Annotated in this window: 15 protein-coding genes and 1 pseudogene; 14 read left to right on the top strand and 2 right to left on the bottom strand. The window is 70.7% G+C overall.

The features are described from left to right. Positions 1-12 precede the first annotated feature (12 nt). Positions 13-753 (bottom strand): aminoglycoside phosphotransferase family protein, encoded by a 741-nt coding sequence (locus tag AADR41_RS04215; RefSeq protein ID WP_342280004.1) that lies wholly within the window; start codon positions 751-753, stop codon positions 13-15. Between the two features lie 472 nt (positions 754-1,225). Next, the gene (locus tag AADR41_RS04210; RefSeq protein ID WP_342280003.1) at positions 1,226-1,645 is read right to left on the bottom strand and encodes a DUF6896 domain-containing protein; all 420 of its coding nucleotides are present in this window, start codon (positions 1,643-1,645) and stop codon (positions 1,226-1,228) included. Positions 1,646-2,704: 1,059 nt separating this feature from the next. Between AADR41_RS04210 and AADR41_RS42785 the strand changes: the two genes are divergently transcribed. The 14 genes and pseudogenes from AADR41_RS42785 to AADR41_RS04135 all read left to right on the top strand — a co-directional run bounded on the left by AADR41_RS42785 (position 2,705) and on the right by AADR41_RS04135 (position 15,444). Continuing rightward, entirely contained in the window at positions 2,705-3,805 is a 1,101-nt protein-coding gene (locus AADR41_RS42785) for a hypothetical protein (protein ID WP_446750974.1), read from the top strand. A gap of 208 nt (positions 3,806-4,013) precedes the next feature. Next, the gene (locus AADR41_RS04195; RefSeq protein WP_342280002.1) at positions 4,014-4,580 is read left to right on the top strand and encodes a GNAT family N-acetyltransferase; all 567 of its coding nucleotides are present in this window, start codon (positions 4,014-4,016) and stop codon (positions 4,578-4,580) included. Next, a pseudogene (locus AADR41_RS04190) lies at positions 4,562-4,918 on the top strand (oxidoreductase); the annotation flags it as partial. The gene AADR41_RS04195 and the pseudogene AADR41_RS04190, both read left to right, overlap by 19 nt. Positions 4,919-5,556: 638 nt before the next feature. After that, positions 5,557-6,612 (top strand): zinc-dependent alcohol dehydrogenase, encoded by a 1,056-nt coding sequence (locus AADR41_RS04185; protein WP_342280001.1) that lies wholly within the window; start codon positions 5,557-5,559, stop codon positions 6,610-6,612. Next, on the top strand, positions 6,609-7,553 hold the full coding sequence (locus tag AADR41_RS04180) for an ROK family protein (RefSeq protein WP_342280000.1): 945 nt from the start codon (positions 6,609-6,611) through the stop codon (positions 7,551-7,553). The genes AADR41_RS04185 and AADR41_RS04180 overlap by 4 nt, the downstream gene beginning before the upstream one ends. After that, positions 7,546-8,613, top strand: a complete 1,068-nt coding sequence (locus AADR41_RS04175; protein WP_342279999.1) for a phosphotransferase — start codon at positions 7,546-7,548, stop codon at positions 8,611-8,613. The genes AADR41_RS04180 and AADR41_RS04175 overlap by 8 nt, the downstream gene beginning before the upstream one ends. Positions 8,614-8,921: 308 nt before the next feature. Beyond that, a complete protein-coding gene (locus tag AADR41_RS04170) occupies positions 8,922-9,422 on the top strand; it encodes a dioxygenase family protein (protein WP_342279998.1) in 501 nt (166 codons plus the stop codon). Between the two features lie 102 nt (positions 9,423-9,524). Next, positions 9,525-10,871 (top strand): aspartate aminotransferase family protein, encoded by a 1,347-nt coding sequence (locus tag AADR41_RS04165; protein ID WP_342279997.1) that lies wholly within the window; start codon positions 9,525-9,527, stop codon positions 10,869-10,871. After that, positions 10,868-11,824, top strand: a complete 957-nt coding sequence (locus AADR41_RS04160) for an inositol monophosphatase family protein (protein ID WP_342279996.1) — start codon at positions 10,868-10,870, stop codon at positions 11,822-11,824. The genes AADR41_RS04165 and AADR41_RS04160 overlap by 4 nt, the downstream gene beginning before the upstream one ends. Further along, the gene (locus AADR41_RS04155) at positions 11,824-12,744 is read left to right on the top strand and encodes a diiron oxygenase (RefSeq protein WP_342279995.1); all 921 of its coding nucleotides are present in this window, start codon (positions 11,824-11,826) and stop codon (positions 12,742-12,744) included. Before AADR41_RS04160 ends, AADR41_RS04155 begins: the two co-directional genes overlap by 1 nt. Then, the gene (locus AADR41_RS04150) at positions 12,731-13,606 is read left to right on the top strand and encodes a hypothetical protein (protein WP_342279994.1); all 876 of its coding nucleotides are present in this window, start codon (positions 12,731-12,733) and stop codon (positions 13,604-13,606) included. Before AADR41_RS04155 ends, AADR41_RS04150 begins: the two co-directional genes overlap by 14 nt. Then, positions 13,603-14,649 (top strand): NAD(P)H-dependent flavin oxidoreductase, encoded by a 1,047-nt coding sequence (locus tag AADR41_RS04145; RefSeq protein WP_342279993.1) that lies wholly within the window; start codon positions 13,603-13,605, stop codon positions 14,647-14,649. The genes AADR41_RS04150 and AADR41_RS04145 overlap by 4 nt, the downstream gene beginning before the upstream one ends. A gap of 2 nt (positions 14,650-14,651) precedes the next feature. Further along, complete coding sequence (locus AADR41_RS04140) at positions 14,652-14,885, top strand: acyl carrier protein (protein WP_342279992.1); 234 nt, start codon at positions 14,652-14,654, stop codon at positions 14,883-14,885. A gap of 7 nt (positions 14,886-14,892) precedes the next feature. Then, on the top strand, positions 14,893-15,444 hold the full coding sequence (locus AADR41_RS04135; protein WP_342279991.1) for an MOSC domain-containing protein: 552 nt from the start codon (positions 14,893-14,895) through the stop codon (positions 15,442-15,444). The last annotated feature ends 151 nt before the right edge of the window (positions 15,445-15,595 follow it).

The following is a 15,595-nucleotide window of genomic DNA, read 5'->3' as shown; positions in this document are numbered from 1 at the left end:
GGTCGATCCCAGTCAGCGCAGAGCGTCCGCGAAGACAGCACGGTTGGCGGCTGTGTGTGCGTGTTCCCGCCAGGACCAGGCGATCCGGGCGAGGATCTGCCCGCGGTCGGCCACGCGCGGGTCTGGAGCGTCGAGATGTTGGTGCCACCAGCAGGCGTTGCGGTGCTGGCGGTCGAGGATGGCGTCGACGAGGTTTCCGCGCTCCGAGGTGTCGAGCCTGTAGGAGTCGGCGAGAATCCTTGCCTGGTGTGCTTGTGCGTGGGGGGACGGGGCTTGCGGCTTGGAGGAGATGCACCAGGTCCAGGCCATGTACCCGAGGTCTTCCAGAGGGTTGCCGGGTGCTGCTGTATCGAAGTCGATGAAGGCTACCGGGCGACCCCGGCGGAACACGACGTTGTTCGGGCCTGGATCGTGATGGCAGACGACCGGAGAGGTACCGGCAAGGCGGCAGCTGCGAGTGGCTTCGTGCAGCGAGCGCAGAAGTGCGCCGGCAGCCGCAACCTGATCGTCTTTCCAGAGCTGGAATCTGGCCGGCACTCGACCAGGCAGGTAGGTGAATGTGTCGCGGCCTGCGCTGTCGAGTCCGAGATGGCGTGGTGCACCGTCAAAGTTGCGTTGTTGTAGGTGGTTCAGCAGTTCGGCGACAAAGGATGACCTGGCAGTGACCGGCCTGCGGACGGTGTCGCCGACACGGACGACCCCCGGAGTGATGCGTCCTCCGGGCAGTGGAACCTCGCCCTTGTCTGTGTGCATGGCACCAGTTTCTCGCCGTCTGGCCGTTCCGGGTGACATCCGTTTTGTGCGTCGAAGCTCGTTCACGGAGCGAGCGGGTCTTCCTTGCGGACGGCATCGAGCCATTCGGGAAGCCGTTTGCCCTGGCGTCGCCTTCACCCTGATCGCTCTGGCCTTCGCCCCCGGAGTGAGCCGTTCGACCTGGGCGGGCCACCTGCTCCTCACCGGTGTCCTGGCCTGGCCGGTCACCATCGGCCTCGCGATCGGGTTCTGGATCTACGTCGGCTGCAACCCCGAACTCGTTCAGGAGGACAGCAGCGGTGGGGAACACGATGCGCCGAGCCCGTGCAGATTCGCCGGCGCTGCTTGGCGCCAAGGGTGGTCCGAGGGCTGCACCCGGTGCGGGCGGCCCGGCTTGTGGTGGCGCTCGTGGAGCGGGAGACGCCCCCGCCGGGTGCTCCTCGACCAGCGGGCAGACAGGCCGTTGCGAGGGTCATGCCGGATCGCTGTGTACTGCTCGGCCTTCGACCGCGTCCTGCGGAGTCCCCGACACAGTGAACCAACCCGGCCCGACCTCGGTCAGTACGTCATCCAGCGCCTCGACCGCTGAACGCAGGTCCTTCGGCGTGGGGTCGACAGGAGTCGGCCGGCTCCGGCCGAAGAGGCGAAGGCGCCAGAAGTCGAAGATCTCCGTCCCATCCGCGGTGAAGTCCACATCGATGTCGATCCCGTCCGGGCCCGCCGGCCGACAACCCGCCCCGTGCACCGCATACGAGTAGCCCCCCACCTCGCCGCGGCGGCTGATCTCGCCCGAGCGAGCAAGCGCGAGCAGGTCCGCCAGCCGGTGCAATGAGGGCACGGACATCCGAACCGCAGCGCGGGCAGTGCCGAGTGCGTCGACGAAGGCGAGCACCAGGTCCCGGGTCGCCGACACCTGGTCTTCTGGCCGATGCTCGTTCTCGGACTCCCGCAACATGTCCTCCGGGCCACTGCCAGATGATCCGGGTCGGGATTCTTCCACGCGGTCGGCCCACCGTGCCGGAGAGATCAGCGGCGCGCAGTACGCTCACCCGGACCTGGACACTTCCCTTTGGCCGGTCGCCGGCCATACGCTCGCTGCTGTGGCCGGAGACTTACGACCAGGTGCCAGCGCCGATACCCAGGGGAGACCGTGGACGTACCGACGTTGATCCTGCTGGGGGGCGACGGGTGGATTACTGCGCGGCGCGCTGGACCTGTACAACCGATTTGATTCCTGGCAGAACGACCGGCGCGCATACAGGCAGTTGACTGCCGCGGCAGCGGAGCGGGGGCAAGCTCCGCAGTTCCAGGCGTACTTCGACCCCGTCGTCGACCCCGTCGCGGCCGTCGTACACAGCCTGATGGGTGCCGGGGCCGCGGTGCTGTTCGGGACAACGGGACAGATCAGCGGTGGGTACGCCGCCCTCGTCGTCGGCATATCGGCGCCCATGCTGCTCACCCAACTCGGCCGCATCGAGACGGTGAACCAGCTGGTGACGGGCGAACGGCAGCCCGCCGACGCCGCAGGTGCCGGTACCCCCTCCACTGAGCCTGCCGGCGCCGATGCAGTCGGCTCCGACGCCACGCAAGCCCCGAGTGCCGTGACCGCGGCCTCGCCGTCCGTACGGCCACCCCGACGGCCGCAACGGCCCGCGCCCTCCGCGGAAGCGGTCGGGCCCTCCGCTCAGGCAGGCGGGCCCCCGTCAACCATGCGACCGGCGGCCTCGCCGAGGCGACCAGCCGCAGTCGCGGATGCGCGTACCCAAGAGCCCGCATCCGACGAACTCTCCGCGGACCGGGGGCAACTCCCGGACACCACGCGTGCCCGAGACACCACGCGTGCCCGAGACACCCGCTTCTCCTCCGACTCGACCGAAGGCTCGGGTCCTGGGCTCGACGGCCAGGGCGCGCCATCATGGCGGCAGGGGCCCCCGATCGGGGAGGAGGGACTTTGAACAGTGCCCGGAACCTGCTGAACGAGGACCGGCCCGAGTACGAGCGACTTCTCGACGAGGCGCTGCGTCACGCCCATGAACGACCGGACCTGGCGGCGGTCGGCGAGCGGCTCAATGCCGAGCAGTTGCGCTCCATGGCGCTGAATGCCACCGCTCTCATCACCGCGGCTGCGGCCGCCGAGTACGAGCACTACGTGCGGGCCCGTGAACTGCGTGGCCCGGTGCACACGTATCCGTCCACCGGCTCCGTGCCTGCCCGCGCCGTGTCCGCCGTGCCTGGATCCGGACCCGGCTCGACGGCTACCGGTCACCGTGGCCCGGCAACGCTGAAGCGCCGGTTCGATGCCGCTGTCCTGGGTGCCGCACGATGGGGCGGCCGACCGGTCGGCGATGGTGTCGTTCCGCATCGGTGGACCGGGATGTCCTTCGGCCGTCGTCTGCTGGCAGCGCTGCTCGGCCTACGGGTACGCCCGGAAGCTCCAGCGGCGGCCAGGGCGCGAGCCCGTGCACGTGCACGGCCGGTCAGACGTGACACGGCGGCACCGCAGCCGGCCGAGGCGGCCTCCGGACCCGGCGTGCTTGTCGTCATCGCCGTTCTGGCGCCATTGATGGCAGGCAGCGGCGCGGCGCTCCTTCTGCTGGTGGGCCACATCCTGAAGCTGCTCGATCCACCGCCGCCGTTCGCGGATTCCATGATCATTACGGGCTGGGCCTTCGCGGCGTTCACCGCGGTCGCCATTGTCTTCTGCGTTGTCGGTCTTCTCACCACGGCACTGCGAAACGGCTCGACATCGCCGGTGGCCGACGAGCGCGGCGAAGAACTGCCGGAGGACGTGGCACGCGCCAGGGAGGCATGGCGGCATGCGTTGCTGGAACGCGGCATCCTGCCCTTTCTGCGGGACGCCCTCGCCGACCCCGGAGCCCTACCCCCGGAACGCACTGGGCACCGCCCGGCCGGCCGCATCCAGACACTCGGCTACAGCAGGCCGGGCTTCTCCAGCCCGGAAGACGGCCCAGCCGCCACGTCCCGCCGGACGTTCACCGGCCCCGACTTCACCACTCCGGAGTTCGGGGGCCCGGAACACCGGCCGGAGTGACACGTCGAAGTCGGGCCGTCCGGTCGGGGTGGTGGACGAGAATACCGTCCCGGCGGCTCTGCGGTTCTGCGACTGGGGGGTTCTGCGGTTCTGTGGGGCAGGAAGGTGAACGCCGGACGGGACAGGGGCTGCCAGGTCCCGCCCACCGAGCGGCCGCCGAGATCGCGATGCGGTGCGTCCATGAACTGGTGAGGGAGAGACAAGCCCCATGAACGAGAGTCCGGCATCCCCGGCGACCGAAGACGTCGTCGAGTTGCGGCCGCACACCGAGGCGAGCCTCGAACCGCTGCTGCGCTGGAAGAACGACGTCGAGATCCAGCGGCTCAGCGACGACGAGACACTCGTCTTCACTCGTGAGCAGGTCGCCGTGACGCTTGAGCGGTGGATGCGCCCGAGCGAGGAAACCGTCCATCTCGCGATCGGCCTCGTCGGCCGTGCGGAGCCCATCGGGTTCCTTCACCTTGCGCTCATCGAGCGAGCCCACCGTCGGTGCCGGCTGGGCATCGTCATCGGTGAGAAGGAACTGTGGGGGCTCGGCTACGGGCATCAGGCGGTGGCACGCGCGGTCGAGCACGCCTTCGATGTGCTCCACCTGGACCGGATCACGGCAGAGGTCTTCGCCGACAACCCGCGCTCGGTGCGACTGCTGGAGGGCGTGGGCTTCGTGCGTGAGGGGGTCATGCGCGAAAGCATCCACCGGGCCGGGCAGCGCGTCGACGAGTTGGTCTTCGGGCTGCTGCGACACGAGTGGCCGCGGGTGCGGACGGGGGCCTGAGTGCCTTCGCGGTGCACCCCGGCAGCATCCTCACGCCGTTGCAGCGTCACATTCCTCGTCAGGAATGGCTCGCGCAAGGCTGGATGACCCCGGACGGCGAGCCGGCCGACGGATTCAAAACCCCGGAGCAGGGTGCGGCGACAGCCGTATGGGCGGCAACGTCTCCTCTGCTCGAAGGCCACGGAGGTGCCTACTGCCAGGACTGCGACATCGCGGAACCGGCTGCCACCGACGACATGCTCATCGGCGGAGTCAAGCCATGGGCCATCGACCCCGACGCGGCATCCCGGCTCTGGGATCTCTCCATCGGGCTCACCGGGCTGAACGCGTTCCGGTGACCTGTCGGCCCTGAACGAAACGCTGCGAGAACCCGCCGCCCGACAGCGCCCGAGCCGGTTCCCTGCCGTCGCAGCTCCCCGGCCGGGTGCCGTCCCGACGCTGCGCAGCACCGGGGCTTCGTCCGCTTCCTCGGTCGGCGGATCGAGGAAGGGGACGACTCGGCCGGCGACGACTTGGCCGACGGCGGCGCGGCACTCAGCGGGCACGGGGGTGTGACCGGCGGTGGATGTGGCGCCTGCCCCTCCTGCGAGGATTTCAGCCCGTGACGCCCGACTTCTTCGGCCGACGACGGGGGAGGGCCGGGCAGGAGGAATGTGTTCGTGTCGTCAGCTGTCCGCCACCGCCGAATCTCGGACTGAAGCAGCGCATGGACACGTACGACCTGATCCCGGCTCCGTACGGGCCGGCAGGAGGCGCTGACCAGCCAGCACGCAGACCGGCACTTCGGCCGTCCCGGAGCCCGCGGGACCGCCGCCAGGACGGGCCCGGTCGAGAAGTGGCTCAGAGGCGTTGTACCCAGCCGCGTCGGGCTGGGCTAGCGTCGCCCCCCACACACCGATGGGGAGGTTTCGTGCGCGCTCTCGTCTATCTCGGTCCAGGCTCCGCCGAACTGCAGGACCGGCCCGCCGGTCGGCTCGTGAACGATGACGATGTCGTGGTGGAGGTCGTCGGTACGGGGGTCTGCGGAACGGACCGCAAGATCCTGCTCGGTCGGTTCCCGGCCCGGCCGGGCGTGGTGCTCGGGCACGAGGCGGTGGGCGTGGTGCGGGAGACCGGCCCCCAGGTGCGTTCGGTCGCGGTGGGGGACCGGGTGGTGGTCAACCCCACGCTGTACTGCGGCTGGTGCGTCCCGTGCCGCCGGGGAGCGACCAACTTCTGCCGCCACAAGGCCGGAACCGAGGTCGGCGTGGACCGCGACGGCACGTACGCGGAAACCGTGACCCTGCCGGAACGATTCGTCGAACGTGTTCCCGCCGGGCTGCCCTTCCGCAGCGCGGTCCTGATCGAACCGCTCGCCTGCGTACTGAGCAACGTGGGGGCCGCTTCCCTCACCTTCGACGACACCGTGGTGGTGCTCGGCGCGGGCCCGATCGGGATGCTGACCGCACTGGTCGCCGCCCGCCGGGCGCGCCGGGTCACCGTCGCCGAGCCGGACGGGTACCGACTTGAGCTGGCCCGCGAACAGTTCGCCCATGTGGTGGACGTGGCCGGGACGGATCCGGCCGAAGCCGTGGTGAAGGCCGCGGGCGGCGAGCGTCCCTCCGTCGTCTTCGACACCACGGGCACCGGCCTGGACGCGGCGCTGCGGTTGATCGACGACGGTGGCCGGGTGGTGGTGATGGGCTTCGACGACTCCTACACCGTGCCGCTGCGCCCGCTCCAGCTCACCAACCGGGGCATCCGACTGATCGGTGCCGGGGACTACCGGGCCGACATCTTTCCGGTCGCCGTGGACCTGGCCGTCGAACTCGGCGGCCCCGAACGGCCCGGCACCGGCACCGGACCGGTCCTGGAGCGGCTGGTGACACACGAGTTCCCGCTCGAACGCTACGGTGATGCGTTCACCGCCCTCGGCGGGCTCACCCGGGACGGCGGCGGCACCGGACGGCCGGCGGGTTACGACGCGCTCAAGGTCGTCATCCGCTCGCACTCCGGCCCGGTCGGCGCCGACGGCTGGCCGGTGGACGCGTGAGCGCTCAGCGGCTCGGGTCGATCGAGTCCGGCGGGACCAAGTTCGTCTGCCTGGTCGGCTCGGCCCCCGACCGGATCGAGGCCGAGACCCGCTTCCCGACCGGCGAACCGGGCCCCACCCTGGCCCGCGCCATCGCCTTTTTCCAGGAGACGGCCGCCGCGACCGGTCCGCTGGACGCGATCGGCATCGCCTCCTTCGGGCCCCTCGAACTGCGCCCGGGCCACGCGAAGTTCGGCCACCTCGCCGCCACCCCCAAACCCGGCTGGACCGGTGTGGACGTGGCCGGTCCGGTGGCCGCCGCGCTCGGTGTGCCGGTGGGCATCGACACCGACGTCAACGGCGCGGCCCTCGGCGAGGGCCGCTGGGGCGCGGCGCGCGGCCTGGACACCTACGTCTACCTCACCGTCGGCACCGGTATCGGCGGCGGCGCGGTGATCGGCGGCAAGGTGGTCAGCGGCCTGATCCACACGGAGATGGGCCACCTCGCCGTACCCCGGATCGCGGGTGACGCCTTCCGCGGCTCCTGCCCCTTCCACGAGGACTGCTGGGAGGGCCTTGCGGGCGGCGAGGCGATGAGCATCCGCTGGGGGAGCCCGGCCGAAGAACTGACCGGCGACACACTGCACGAGGCGCTGCGGCTGGAGGCGGCCTACCTGGCCGCAGGGCTGCGCAACATCGTCTACACGGTCGCACCTCAGCGGATCGTGATCGGCGGTGGCATCACCGAACTCCCCGGGCTGTTCCCGCTGCTCCGCGCCGAACTGACCGCGACACTGGCCGGTTACCCCGGGCTCCCCGAGCACGCGGCCGAGGACTTCGTGGTCCCGGCGAGGCTCGGCCGGCTCGCCGGACCGGCGGGTGGACTGGTCCTGGCGGCCCGAGCCGCCGCCGCAGCACGGCCGCAGACCGGAACTGAGCCGTCGGAGGGACCGGATGCATGAGGACGGCCCCTGGCCGGGCAGGCTGGCCGGTGTGACGAGCCCCGACCGGGCCGGCCTCCTCGACCCGGCCACCCACACCTGGCTGACCCGGCACGCCCTGCCCGGGGCCCGGCTGCACGAGGTGGACCCGCTGCCCGGCGGGTTCACCAATGACATGGCCCTGCTCACGGCCCAGCACGCCGACGCGCCGGGTCCGGAGCGGTACGTACTGCGCCGCTACCGGCCGAGCGGCAGCCGGGTCCCGCGCAACACCTGTGCGGTGGAGGTCGCCGTCCTCGGCCGGGCGGCGGCCCGCTCCGTCCCGGTGACCGCGGTGGTCGCCTCCGATCCGCACGGCCGTGCCACCGGCCGCCCCACCCTGCTCTACCGGTTCGTGGACGGGATCCCGCTCAGCCAGGTGCTCGCGGACGGCCCGGTGAGCGGTGAAGCGCGGAGCCTGGGGCAGGCCGTCGGCGCGGTGCTGGCGCGGATCGGGCGGGTCAGACTGCCCCGCCCGGGCGCCTTCGGTGACGCGTCGCTGGCCCCGGCCCCGGAGGATGCGGTGCCGCTGGGAGACCTGCCGGGCTTCGTCGACCGTTGTCTGGCCACCGCGGCCGGGGACGGTCCGCTGAGCGGCACGGACGCGGGCGTGCTGCGGGCACTGGCCCGCCGGGGGCCCGGGGCACTGGCCGCCGTTTCCGGTGAACGAAGCCTGGTGCACTGTGACTTCAACCCGAAGAACGTCCTGGTCGAACGGCGGGCCGGGCAGTGGACGGTGGCCGCCGTGCTCGACTGGGAACTCGCCTTCAGCGGCTCCCCGCTCTTCGACGTCGGGAACATGCTGCGGTTCGCCCACGAGTACCCGCCCGCCTTCACCACGGGCTTCCTCCAGGGATTCCGGGGCGGGAACGGCCGGCTGCCCGGGCACTGGCGACAACTCAGCCGGACACTGGACCTCTTCGCCCTCGCGGACATCCTGACCGCACCGCCCGACCCGGCCTACTTCACCCGCGTGCGCACCGCCCTGCACACAACCGCTGCCGACCGGCCGGCACATGCCGGCACTGACGGAAGCCGGTAGCAGGCCGGGACCGGTCGCGGCCGGACCAGCGCGCGCCGCAACCGTACGTCCTGCATCCCGTCTTCTCCGCCTGTCCCGCCTCTCCCACCTTTCCCATGCGGCTCGTGCGCCGCTCCATTCCCGAAAGCCAACTGCTGTCCGTGCCGATGGCGAAAGCCTTGGCGATAAGAGTCCTATAAATGGCGGAGAGGTGACACGCGGCCTTCTTCTCAACGTCGGAAACGTCGGTTAGTCTGCCTGGATCGAACCCGGAATACCCTTGATCAAGGGAGAATTCTGCAATGGCGAGCGGAAGTCCGAAAGATGCCGTGAAGACGCTCACGCCGACCGTTCGCTGCAACGGGACGCCGCCCACGCCCGCCCTGCGTGAAGGGCCGTACTACAAGCCCGACACCCCCTTGAGGGCCAGCTTCCGGGGTGATGTCGACGGGGGTACCCCACTGCTGTTGCACGGTGCCGTGCGCACCCTTGACGGCAGTCCGATCGGCGGTACCCTGCTCGACTTCTGGCAGGTCGGGGACGCCGGAGTCTATGACGGCGACGGCTTCGGACTGCGTGGCCACCAGTTCGCGGACGCCGAGGGGCGGTGGCGGCTGGAGACGGTGCTGCCCGCCGTGTACCCGGGACGGACGCGGCACGTTCATGTGAAGGTGCAGCCGCCCGGCGGGGCCGTATTGACCACGATGCTCTACTTTCCCGGCGAACGCCGAAACCATCTGGACAAGTATTTTCGGCCAGAATGCCTGATGGATGTACGCGAGACATCCGAAGGCTGGGATGCCGCTTTCACCTTCGTTCTGGACGTATGAATTCTGGTCCCCGAATTCCGGAGGGAACCCTTTATTTCACCGCCCGGAGATATCGGTGTCCGTCGTCCGTGATTCCGCGGGACGGAAGTCGACAGGAGACACATGGCCGACCTCATGCGCGCCCGGCACGACACGCAGACAGATGCCCGGAGCGGTGCCCGGAGCGACGTCCGCGGTGAAGCCCTGAGCTACGCACAGAACCACCTGTACTACCCGGTCAGCGCATTCGAGATGGATCACGGCGAGGGCATCCACCTGTACGACAGCGAGGGCAACGAGTACCTCGACTGCGCGTCCGGCACCTTCAACCTGAGCCTCGGATACGGCCACCCCGAAGTGGTCAAGGCCATGCGCGACCAAACCGAGCGGCTGGTGCACACCACCTCGACCTTCCAGACCGCACCCGTCAACGAACTGGTCCGGCGTCTGGTCGAGGTCACCCCGCCGAACCTGACCAAGGTGCACCTCAAGGTGTCGGGCGGTTCCACCGCCAATGAGGGCGCGGTCAAGATGGCGCAGTTCGCCACCGGACGCCGCGACGTCATCACCCTGTTCCGCAGTCATCACGGCCAGACCATGATGACGACCACCATGTCGGGCGAGTCCTTCCGCAAGGCACCGTTCCCGCACCTCATGCCCGGCGTGCTCCAGGTCCCGGACCCGTACTGCCTGCGCTGTTTCTACCGCCAGGCCGGCCCCGACAGCTGCGGCATGCTCTGCGTGGAACGCATCCACGACTTCCTGGACCATGCCAGCTCCGGCAGTGTCGCCTGCGTGGTCGTCGAGCCGGTCTCCGGCAGCGGCGGCAACATCGTGCCGCCCGACGGCTACCTGCCCGCGCTGCGCGCCCTGTGCGACGAACGGGGCATCGTCCTCGTCTTCGACGAGATCCAGACCGGTATCGGCCGGGTCGGCCGGATGTTCGCCGCCGAGCACTACGGGGTCCGGCCCGACATCCTGACCACCGCCAAGGGCCTCGGCGGCTCCGGCGCCCAGGTCGCGGCGATCGTCGCCGACGAGCGGATGTCCGGGCTCAGCAGCGACCACCACTCCTTCACCTACGGCGGCAATGTCCTCGCCGCTGCCGCCGCGGCGGTGACCCTCGACGTGATCGGGCGCCCCGGTTTCCTGGAGAACGTACGGGAGGTGGGCGCACACATCATGGACCGGCTCCGCGCGCTGGCCGCCCGGCACCCCGCCGTCGTGGACGTGCGCGGCCTCGGCCTGATGATCGGGATGGAGATCGGCGACGACGAGGGCCGCCCGCACAGCGAGCGGGCCCAGGCCCTGGCCCGCCGCGGCATGGAACACGGCCTGATCCTGCGTACCTCCAGGTACGGCCGAGGCAACGTGATCAAGATCCGGCCACCGCTCATCCTCACCCGCGCCGAGGCCGACCTGCTCTGCGACCGGCTCGACGCCCTCTTCGCGGCGGAGGCCGCCGCATGACCGGACCCGAGCACGACAGCCCTCCGGAGGCCGCAGCCGTGCGGAACTACGTGACCGGCCTCGCCGGCGCCGTCCGGGAGGCCGTACTGGCCGCTCAGCACTCGTCCGGCAGCCGCCTGGTGCGGGGCCATTCACCGGGCGGCGACGCGCAGTTCGGTCTCGACGAGGTCGCCGAGGCGGCCGTGTGGAAGTACGTCGTCGACCACGACCTGCCCGTGGCCGTCTACTCCGAGGACCGCGGCCTCCAGTACCACGGCGAGGACCCGGCACACCTGCTGGTCGTCGATCCCATCGACGGGACACGGCCCGCCGTCGCCGGCCTTGAGTCGGCGACCGTCTCGGTCGCCGTCGCCCGCATGGCACCGCGGCCCCGCATCGCCGACGTCGAGTACGCGCTGCTGATGGAACTGCGCACGGGCGCCCACCTCTACGGGGACCTGACGACGCCCGGCATCACCGCGCACGGGTACGACCGCGCCGTCCCGGCGCTGACCCGCACCACCGATCTCGCGCGGATGTTCTGGTCGCTGGAGTTCAACGGCCACCCGGCCCGGCTGATGACCGAGGCCTACGGTCATCTCATCGACCGTTCGGCCAACACCGGCGGTGTGTTCGTCTTCAACAGCGCCACCTGGTCCATCTCCCGGCTGCTCACCGGCCAGCTCGACGCCTACGTGGACATCGGCAACCGGCTGCTGCGCGACGACCCGGCGCTGCTGCCCGAGTTCGAACGCGCCGGCAACGGCCGGGTCCTGCACCTGTTCCCGTACGACATCGCGGCGGCCGTCTTCCTCGCCGAGCGGGCCGGGGCGGTCATCACCGACGGCTACGGACAGCCGCTCGGCGAAACCGTTCTGACCGACCTGAGCGTCACCAACCAGCGGTCCTGCGTGGCGGCGTCCACGCCCGAACTCCACCAGGCCCTGCTGTCGGCCGTGCGATGGAGGCAGTGATGACCGTGCCCTCCGTGAACACACCGCCCACCGGTCCGGACGGCCCCACCACCGGGGACGACACCGAGTTCCGCGCGCTGCTCGACCGGCTGTCGGACAAGGCAACCGCGGACTACTACAACCCGTTCACCACTTTCGACTGGCCTCCCGAGATCCCCGCCGACGGGCTCTGGATGTCCCCCGAACTGCTCTCCGTCCACGGCACCGGGCTGACGGACGAACTGAGTCCCGCCCAGCTCCGGGCCCTGGGCCGGTGGGAGAGCGTCAACTTCTACAGCCTCAACGTGCACGGCATCCGCGAACTGCTCATCGAAGTCACCCGGCGCGTCCACACGTCCGGCTTCGAGCTGCCCTCCGAGTTCTTCCACCACTTCATAGGTGAGGAGAACGACCACATGTGGTTCTTCGCCACCTTCTGCCTCAAGTACGCCGACAAGATCTATCCCGACAGAACGGTCAAGCTGCCCGAGGCACCCCGTGCCCAGGACATCGAGAACTTCCTGGTCTTCGCGCGGATCCTGATCTTCGAGCAGATCGTGGACCACTACAACGTCCACCTGGCCGCAGACCAGCGTCTGCACCCGACCGTCCGGCACATCAACCGGCTCCACCACCAGGACGAGTCACGCCACATCGCGTTCGGCTGCCGCCTGGTGCAACTGCTGTGGCAGCGGCTCCTCGACCGGGGCCTGAACGAGGCGGACCGGCTCGACCTGCGCGACTACCTGGGCCGCTACCTCACCACCAGCATGGAGTCCTTCTACAATCCGGCCGTCTACCGGGACGCCGGCCTCACGGACGGCTTCGCGCTGCGCCGACGGCTGCTCGCCCACCCCGCCCGGCAGGCCGCCCACGCCAAGGTCCTCCACAAGACCACCGACTTCCTGCACCGGATCGGGGTGTTCGATGCCCGTCACTGACCCCACGGTCCCGGGGAACACCGGGACCACCTGGTCGGTCCGGGACGGCCTGGCCACCTTCGACGAACCCGCCGTCCTGCTGAAGGCCGCACTCGACGAGGTGTTCACCCGCTGGGGTGCCGAGGCCGGAGCCCGGCAGCAGAGCTACCCGCCGCTGCTGCGCGCCGACGACCTGCGCACCCTCGACTACTTCCGGAACTTTCCGCACCTGGGCAGCCCCGTCACCCGGATCCGCGCCGACCGGCTGGACGCCCTCGCCGCGGACCGCTCCGGAGCCACCGCGCTGCCTGCGGCCGATCTGGCCGACGCCACCCATCTGCTGCCCTCCGCGGCCTGCTACGGCTGTTTCCTGCATCTCACCGGCACCAGCGCGGACGACCCGGTCCTGATCACCACCGTCGCGCAGTGCTTCCGCAGGGAGGACCACCACGAAGGGCTGCGCAGACTCTGGGGGTTCACCATGCGCGAGATCGTGTGCGTCGGCTCCGCCGAGGACGTACGCGCCCATCTCGACCGGTACCGGCAGCGGATCCTCGCCTTCGGCGCGGCTCTCGGTCTCACCCTGGACCGGCGGCCCGCCACCGACCCGTTCTTCCAGAAGGACGGGGCCCGCACCGTGATGCAGCTGCTCGCCCCGGTCAAAGACGAGTACCTGCACTCCGACGGGACCGCCGTCGCCTCCACCAACAACCACCGCAACTTCTTCGGCGAACGCCGCACCATCCGCCACGCGGGCAGCCCGGCCTTCACCGGCTGCGTCGCCTTCGGCCTGGAACGCTGGGTGCATGCCCTCGGCGACCGCTTCGACGGTGACCTGGCCGCCGCACACCGGGCGGTACGGCAGGCGGGGGAGCGCTCGTGACCCGGCTGGACGCCCTGCTCGGGCTCGAACTGCCACTGCTGCAGGCCGGCATGGGAGCCGTCGCCGGCCCCGCTCTGTGCGCAGCAGTGTCCCGGGCCGGAGCGGGCGGCACCCTCGCGCTGTACAAGGAACCGCCCGCGCGGGCCGCCCGGCTGGTCCGGGAGGTGGCGGCGGCCACCGACCGCCCGTTCGGGGTGAACGTGGTCCCCGAGGTCACCGGCCCGGCCCGCTGTCTGGACCAGTTGCGCGCCGTCCTGCCCGAACTGCCAGGGGGCGGCTTCGTCACCGCCTTCGGGCTCCTCGGCACCGAAGCGGTACGGGCCGTGCAGGCCTCCGGACACCCGCTGGTGGTCCAGACCGGCACCCTCGCGGACGCCGGGACCGCCCTCGGACAGGGCGCGGCCGCTCTGGTCCTCCAAGGCACCGAGGCCGGCGGTCATCTGCTGGGCCGGGATCCCGTGGACCGCCTGCTGGCCACGGTCCGGGCCCGCCATCCCCGGGCGGTGCTGGCCGTCGCGGGCGGGATCGCCACCGGAACGGACCTCGCCGACGCCGTGGCCCGAGGCGCGGACGGCGCCATGGCCGGAACCCTCTTCGTGCCGGCCGAAGAATCCACCGCGCACCCCGAGTTCAAGCGACGAGTGATCGAAGCGGCAGCCGAGGACACCCTCATCACCTCCCTCTTCGACATCGGCTGGCCACGCCGCCCGCACCGCGTCCTGCGCAACCCCCTCACCACCACCACGGACCGTGCCCCGGCCACCTTCATAGCCACCACGCGGGTGGACGGCCGGAACCACCCGGTTCCGCGCTACAGCGCGGCGGCGCCGGGCGACGCCACCACCGGCCGCATCGAGGAGATGGCCATGTACTGCGGCCGATCCTGCACCCGCGTCACCACTGCGCACCCGGCCGCCGCCGTCGTCGCCCGGATCCGCCGGGAGTACGAGGCCGGGCGGCAGATCGCGGAAGGCGCCCCGAACGCCACCACCGCAGCACACACCAACAGGTCCGAAGAGCCGCACCGGATCCAGGAGAGGTGACCATGGACGATGCGATCAAGCCGGTCGTCGACTGGCTGCGCGAACGCAACCCCACCGTCGAAGAGATCCCGGAGGACCTCGATCTGATCGAGAACCGGCTGATCGACTCGCTCGCCTTCATGGAGTTCATCCTGCTGCTGGAAGACGTGATCGGCCGGGAACTGCGCCTCGACCAGATCGACGTGAACCAGTTCCGCACCCTTCGCTCCCTCACGGACCACTTCCTGAAGAGGTGAACCACCCATGACGCAGGCCTCGCCGCTTCCCGGACCCGGCCGGGTCACCTCCCTGCACCTCGCCGCGCACACCGGCGAGCCCACCGTCCGCGTCGCACAGGCCCGGGCGGTGACCGGCCGCGGCCTCGCGGGGGACCGCAACTACTGGGCGGGTCAGGGGCCCCGGCCCCGGCGCCGGGGGACCGGACGGGCATCCGGAGTCTGCGACGTCACCCTCATCGAGACCGAGGCCCTCGACGCCCTGGCCCGCGAGTACGGCATCACCCTCACTCCCGCCGAATGCCGCCGCAACCTGGTCTGCCGCGACATCAGGCTGAACCCGCTGGTGGACCAGGAGTTCCAGGTCGGCACCGTGATCCTGCGCGGCCTCAGACTCAGCGAACCCTGCGCCCGCCTCGAACAGTTGGTTCGGCCCGGCCTGATCCGCGGCCTGCTGCACCGCGGTGGACTACGGGCCGAGGTGGTCCGCGGCGGCACGATCAGGGTGGACGACCCGGTCCACCCGCTGCTGCACGAAGCGCGGCCACGCCGGCCACCCGTCGCGGCAGACCGCACCTGAAGCCGGCACCGCCTCGCCGTCGCGCACCGGGACACCGCCCACGCCCACCGATCCGAGGCCCCGGCGCCCTGCCCGGCCACCGCCACCGCGCTGCTCGTCAACGCGCTGCTCGTCACCCCGGCGGACGCCGGCCGTCCCCGTCCCCCTCCAG

Source organism: Streptomyces sp. CLV115 (assembly GCF_038448545.1).
Lineage (GTDB): Bacteria > Actinomycetota > Actinomycetes > Streptomycetales > Streptomycetaceae > Streptomyces > Streptomyces sanglieri.
The sequence above is the reverse complement of the archived record's forward strand: the minus strand, read 5'-3'. Positions and strand labels throughout refer to the sequence as shown.

Coding starts and splice junctions, on each gene's coding strand:
- AADR41_RS04150 (WP_342279994.1), top strand. CDS start 12,731: ATGCCCGTCACTGACCCCACGGTCCCGGGGAACACCGGGACCACCTGG.
- AADR41_RS04135 (WP_342279991.1), top strand. CDS start 14,893: ATGACGCAGGCCTCGCCGCTTCCCGGACCCGGCCGGGTCACCTCCCTG.
- AADR41_RS04195 (WP_342280002.1), top strand. CDS start 4,014: ATGAACGAGAGTCCGGCATCCCCGGCGACCGAAGACGTCGTCGAGTTG.
- AADR41_RS04140 (WP_342279992.1), top strand. CDS start 14,652: ATGGACGATGCGATCAAGCCGGTCGTCGACTGGCTGCGCGAACGCAAC.
- AADR41_RS04215 (WP_342280004.1), bottom strand. CDS start 753: ATGCACACAGACAAGGGCGAGGTTCCACTGCCCGGAGGACGCATCACT.
- AADR41_RS04165 (WP_342279997.1), top strand. CDS start 9,525: ATGGCCGACCTCATGCGCGCCCGGCACGACACGCAGACAGATGCCCGG.
- AADR41_RS04175 (WP_342279999.1), top strand. CDS start 7,546: ATGCATGAGGACGGCCCCTGGCCGGGCAGGCTGGCCGGTGTGACGAGC.
- AADR41_RS04155 (WP_342279995.1), top strand. CDS start 11,824: ATGACCGTGCCCTCCGTGAACACACCGCCCACCGGTCCGGACGGCCCC.
- AADR41_RS04160 (WP_342279996.1), top strand. CDS start 10,868: ATGACCGGACCCGAGCACGACAGCCCTCCGGAGGCCGCAGCCGTGCGG.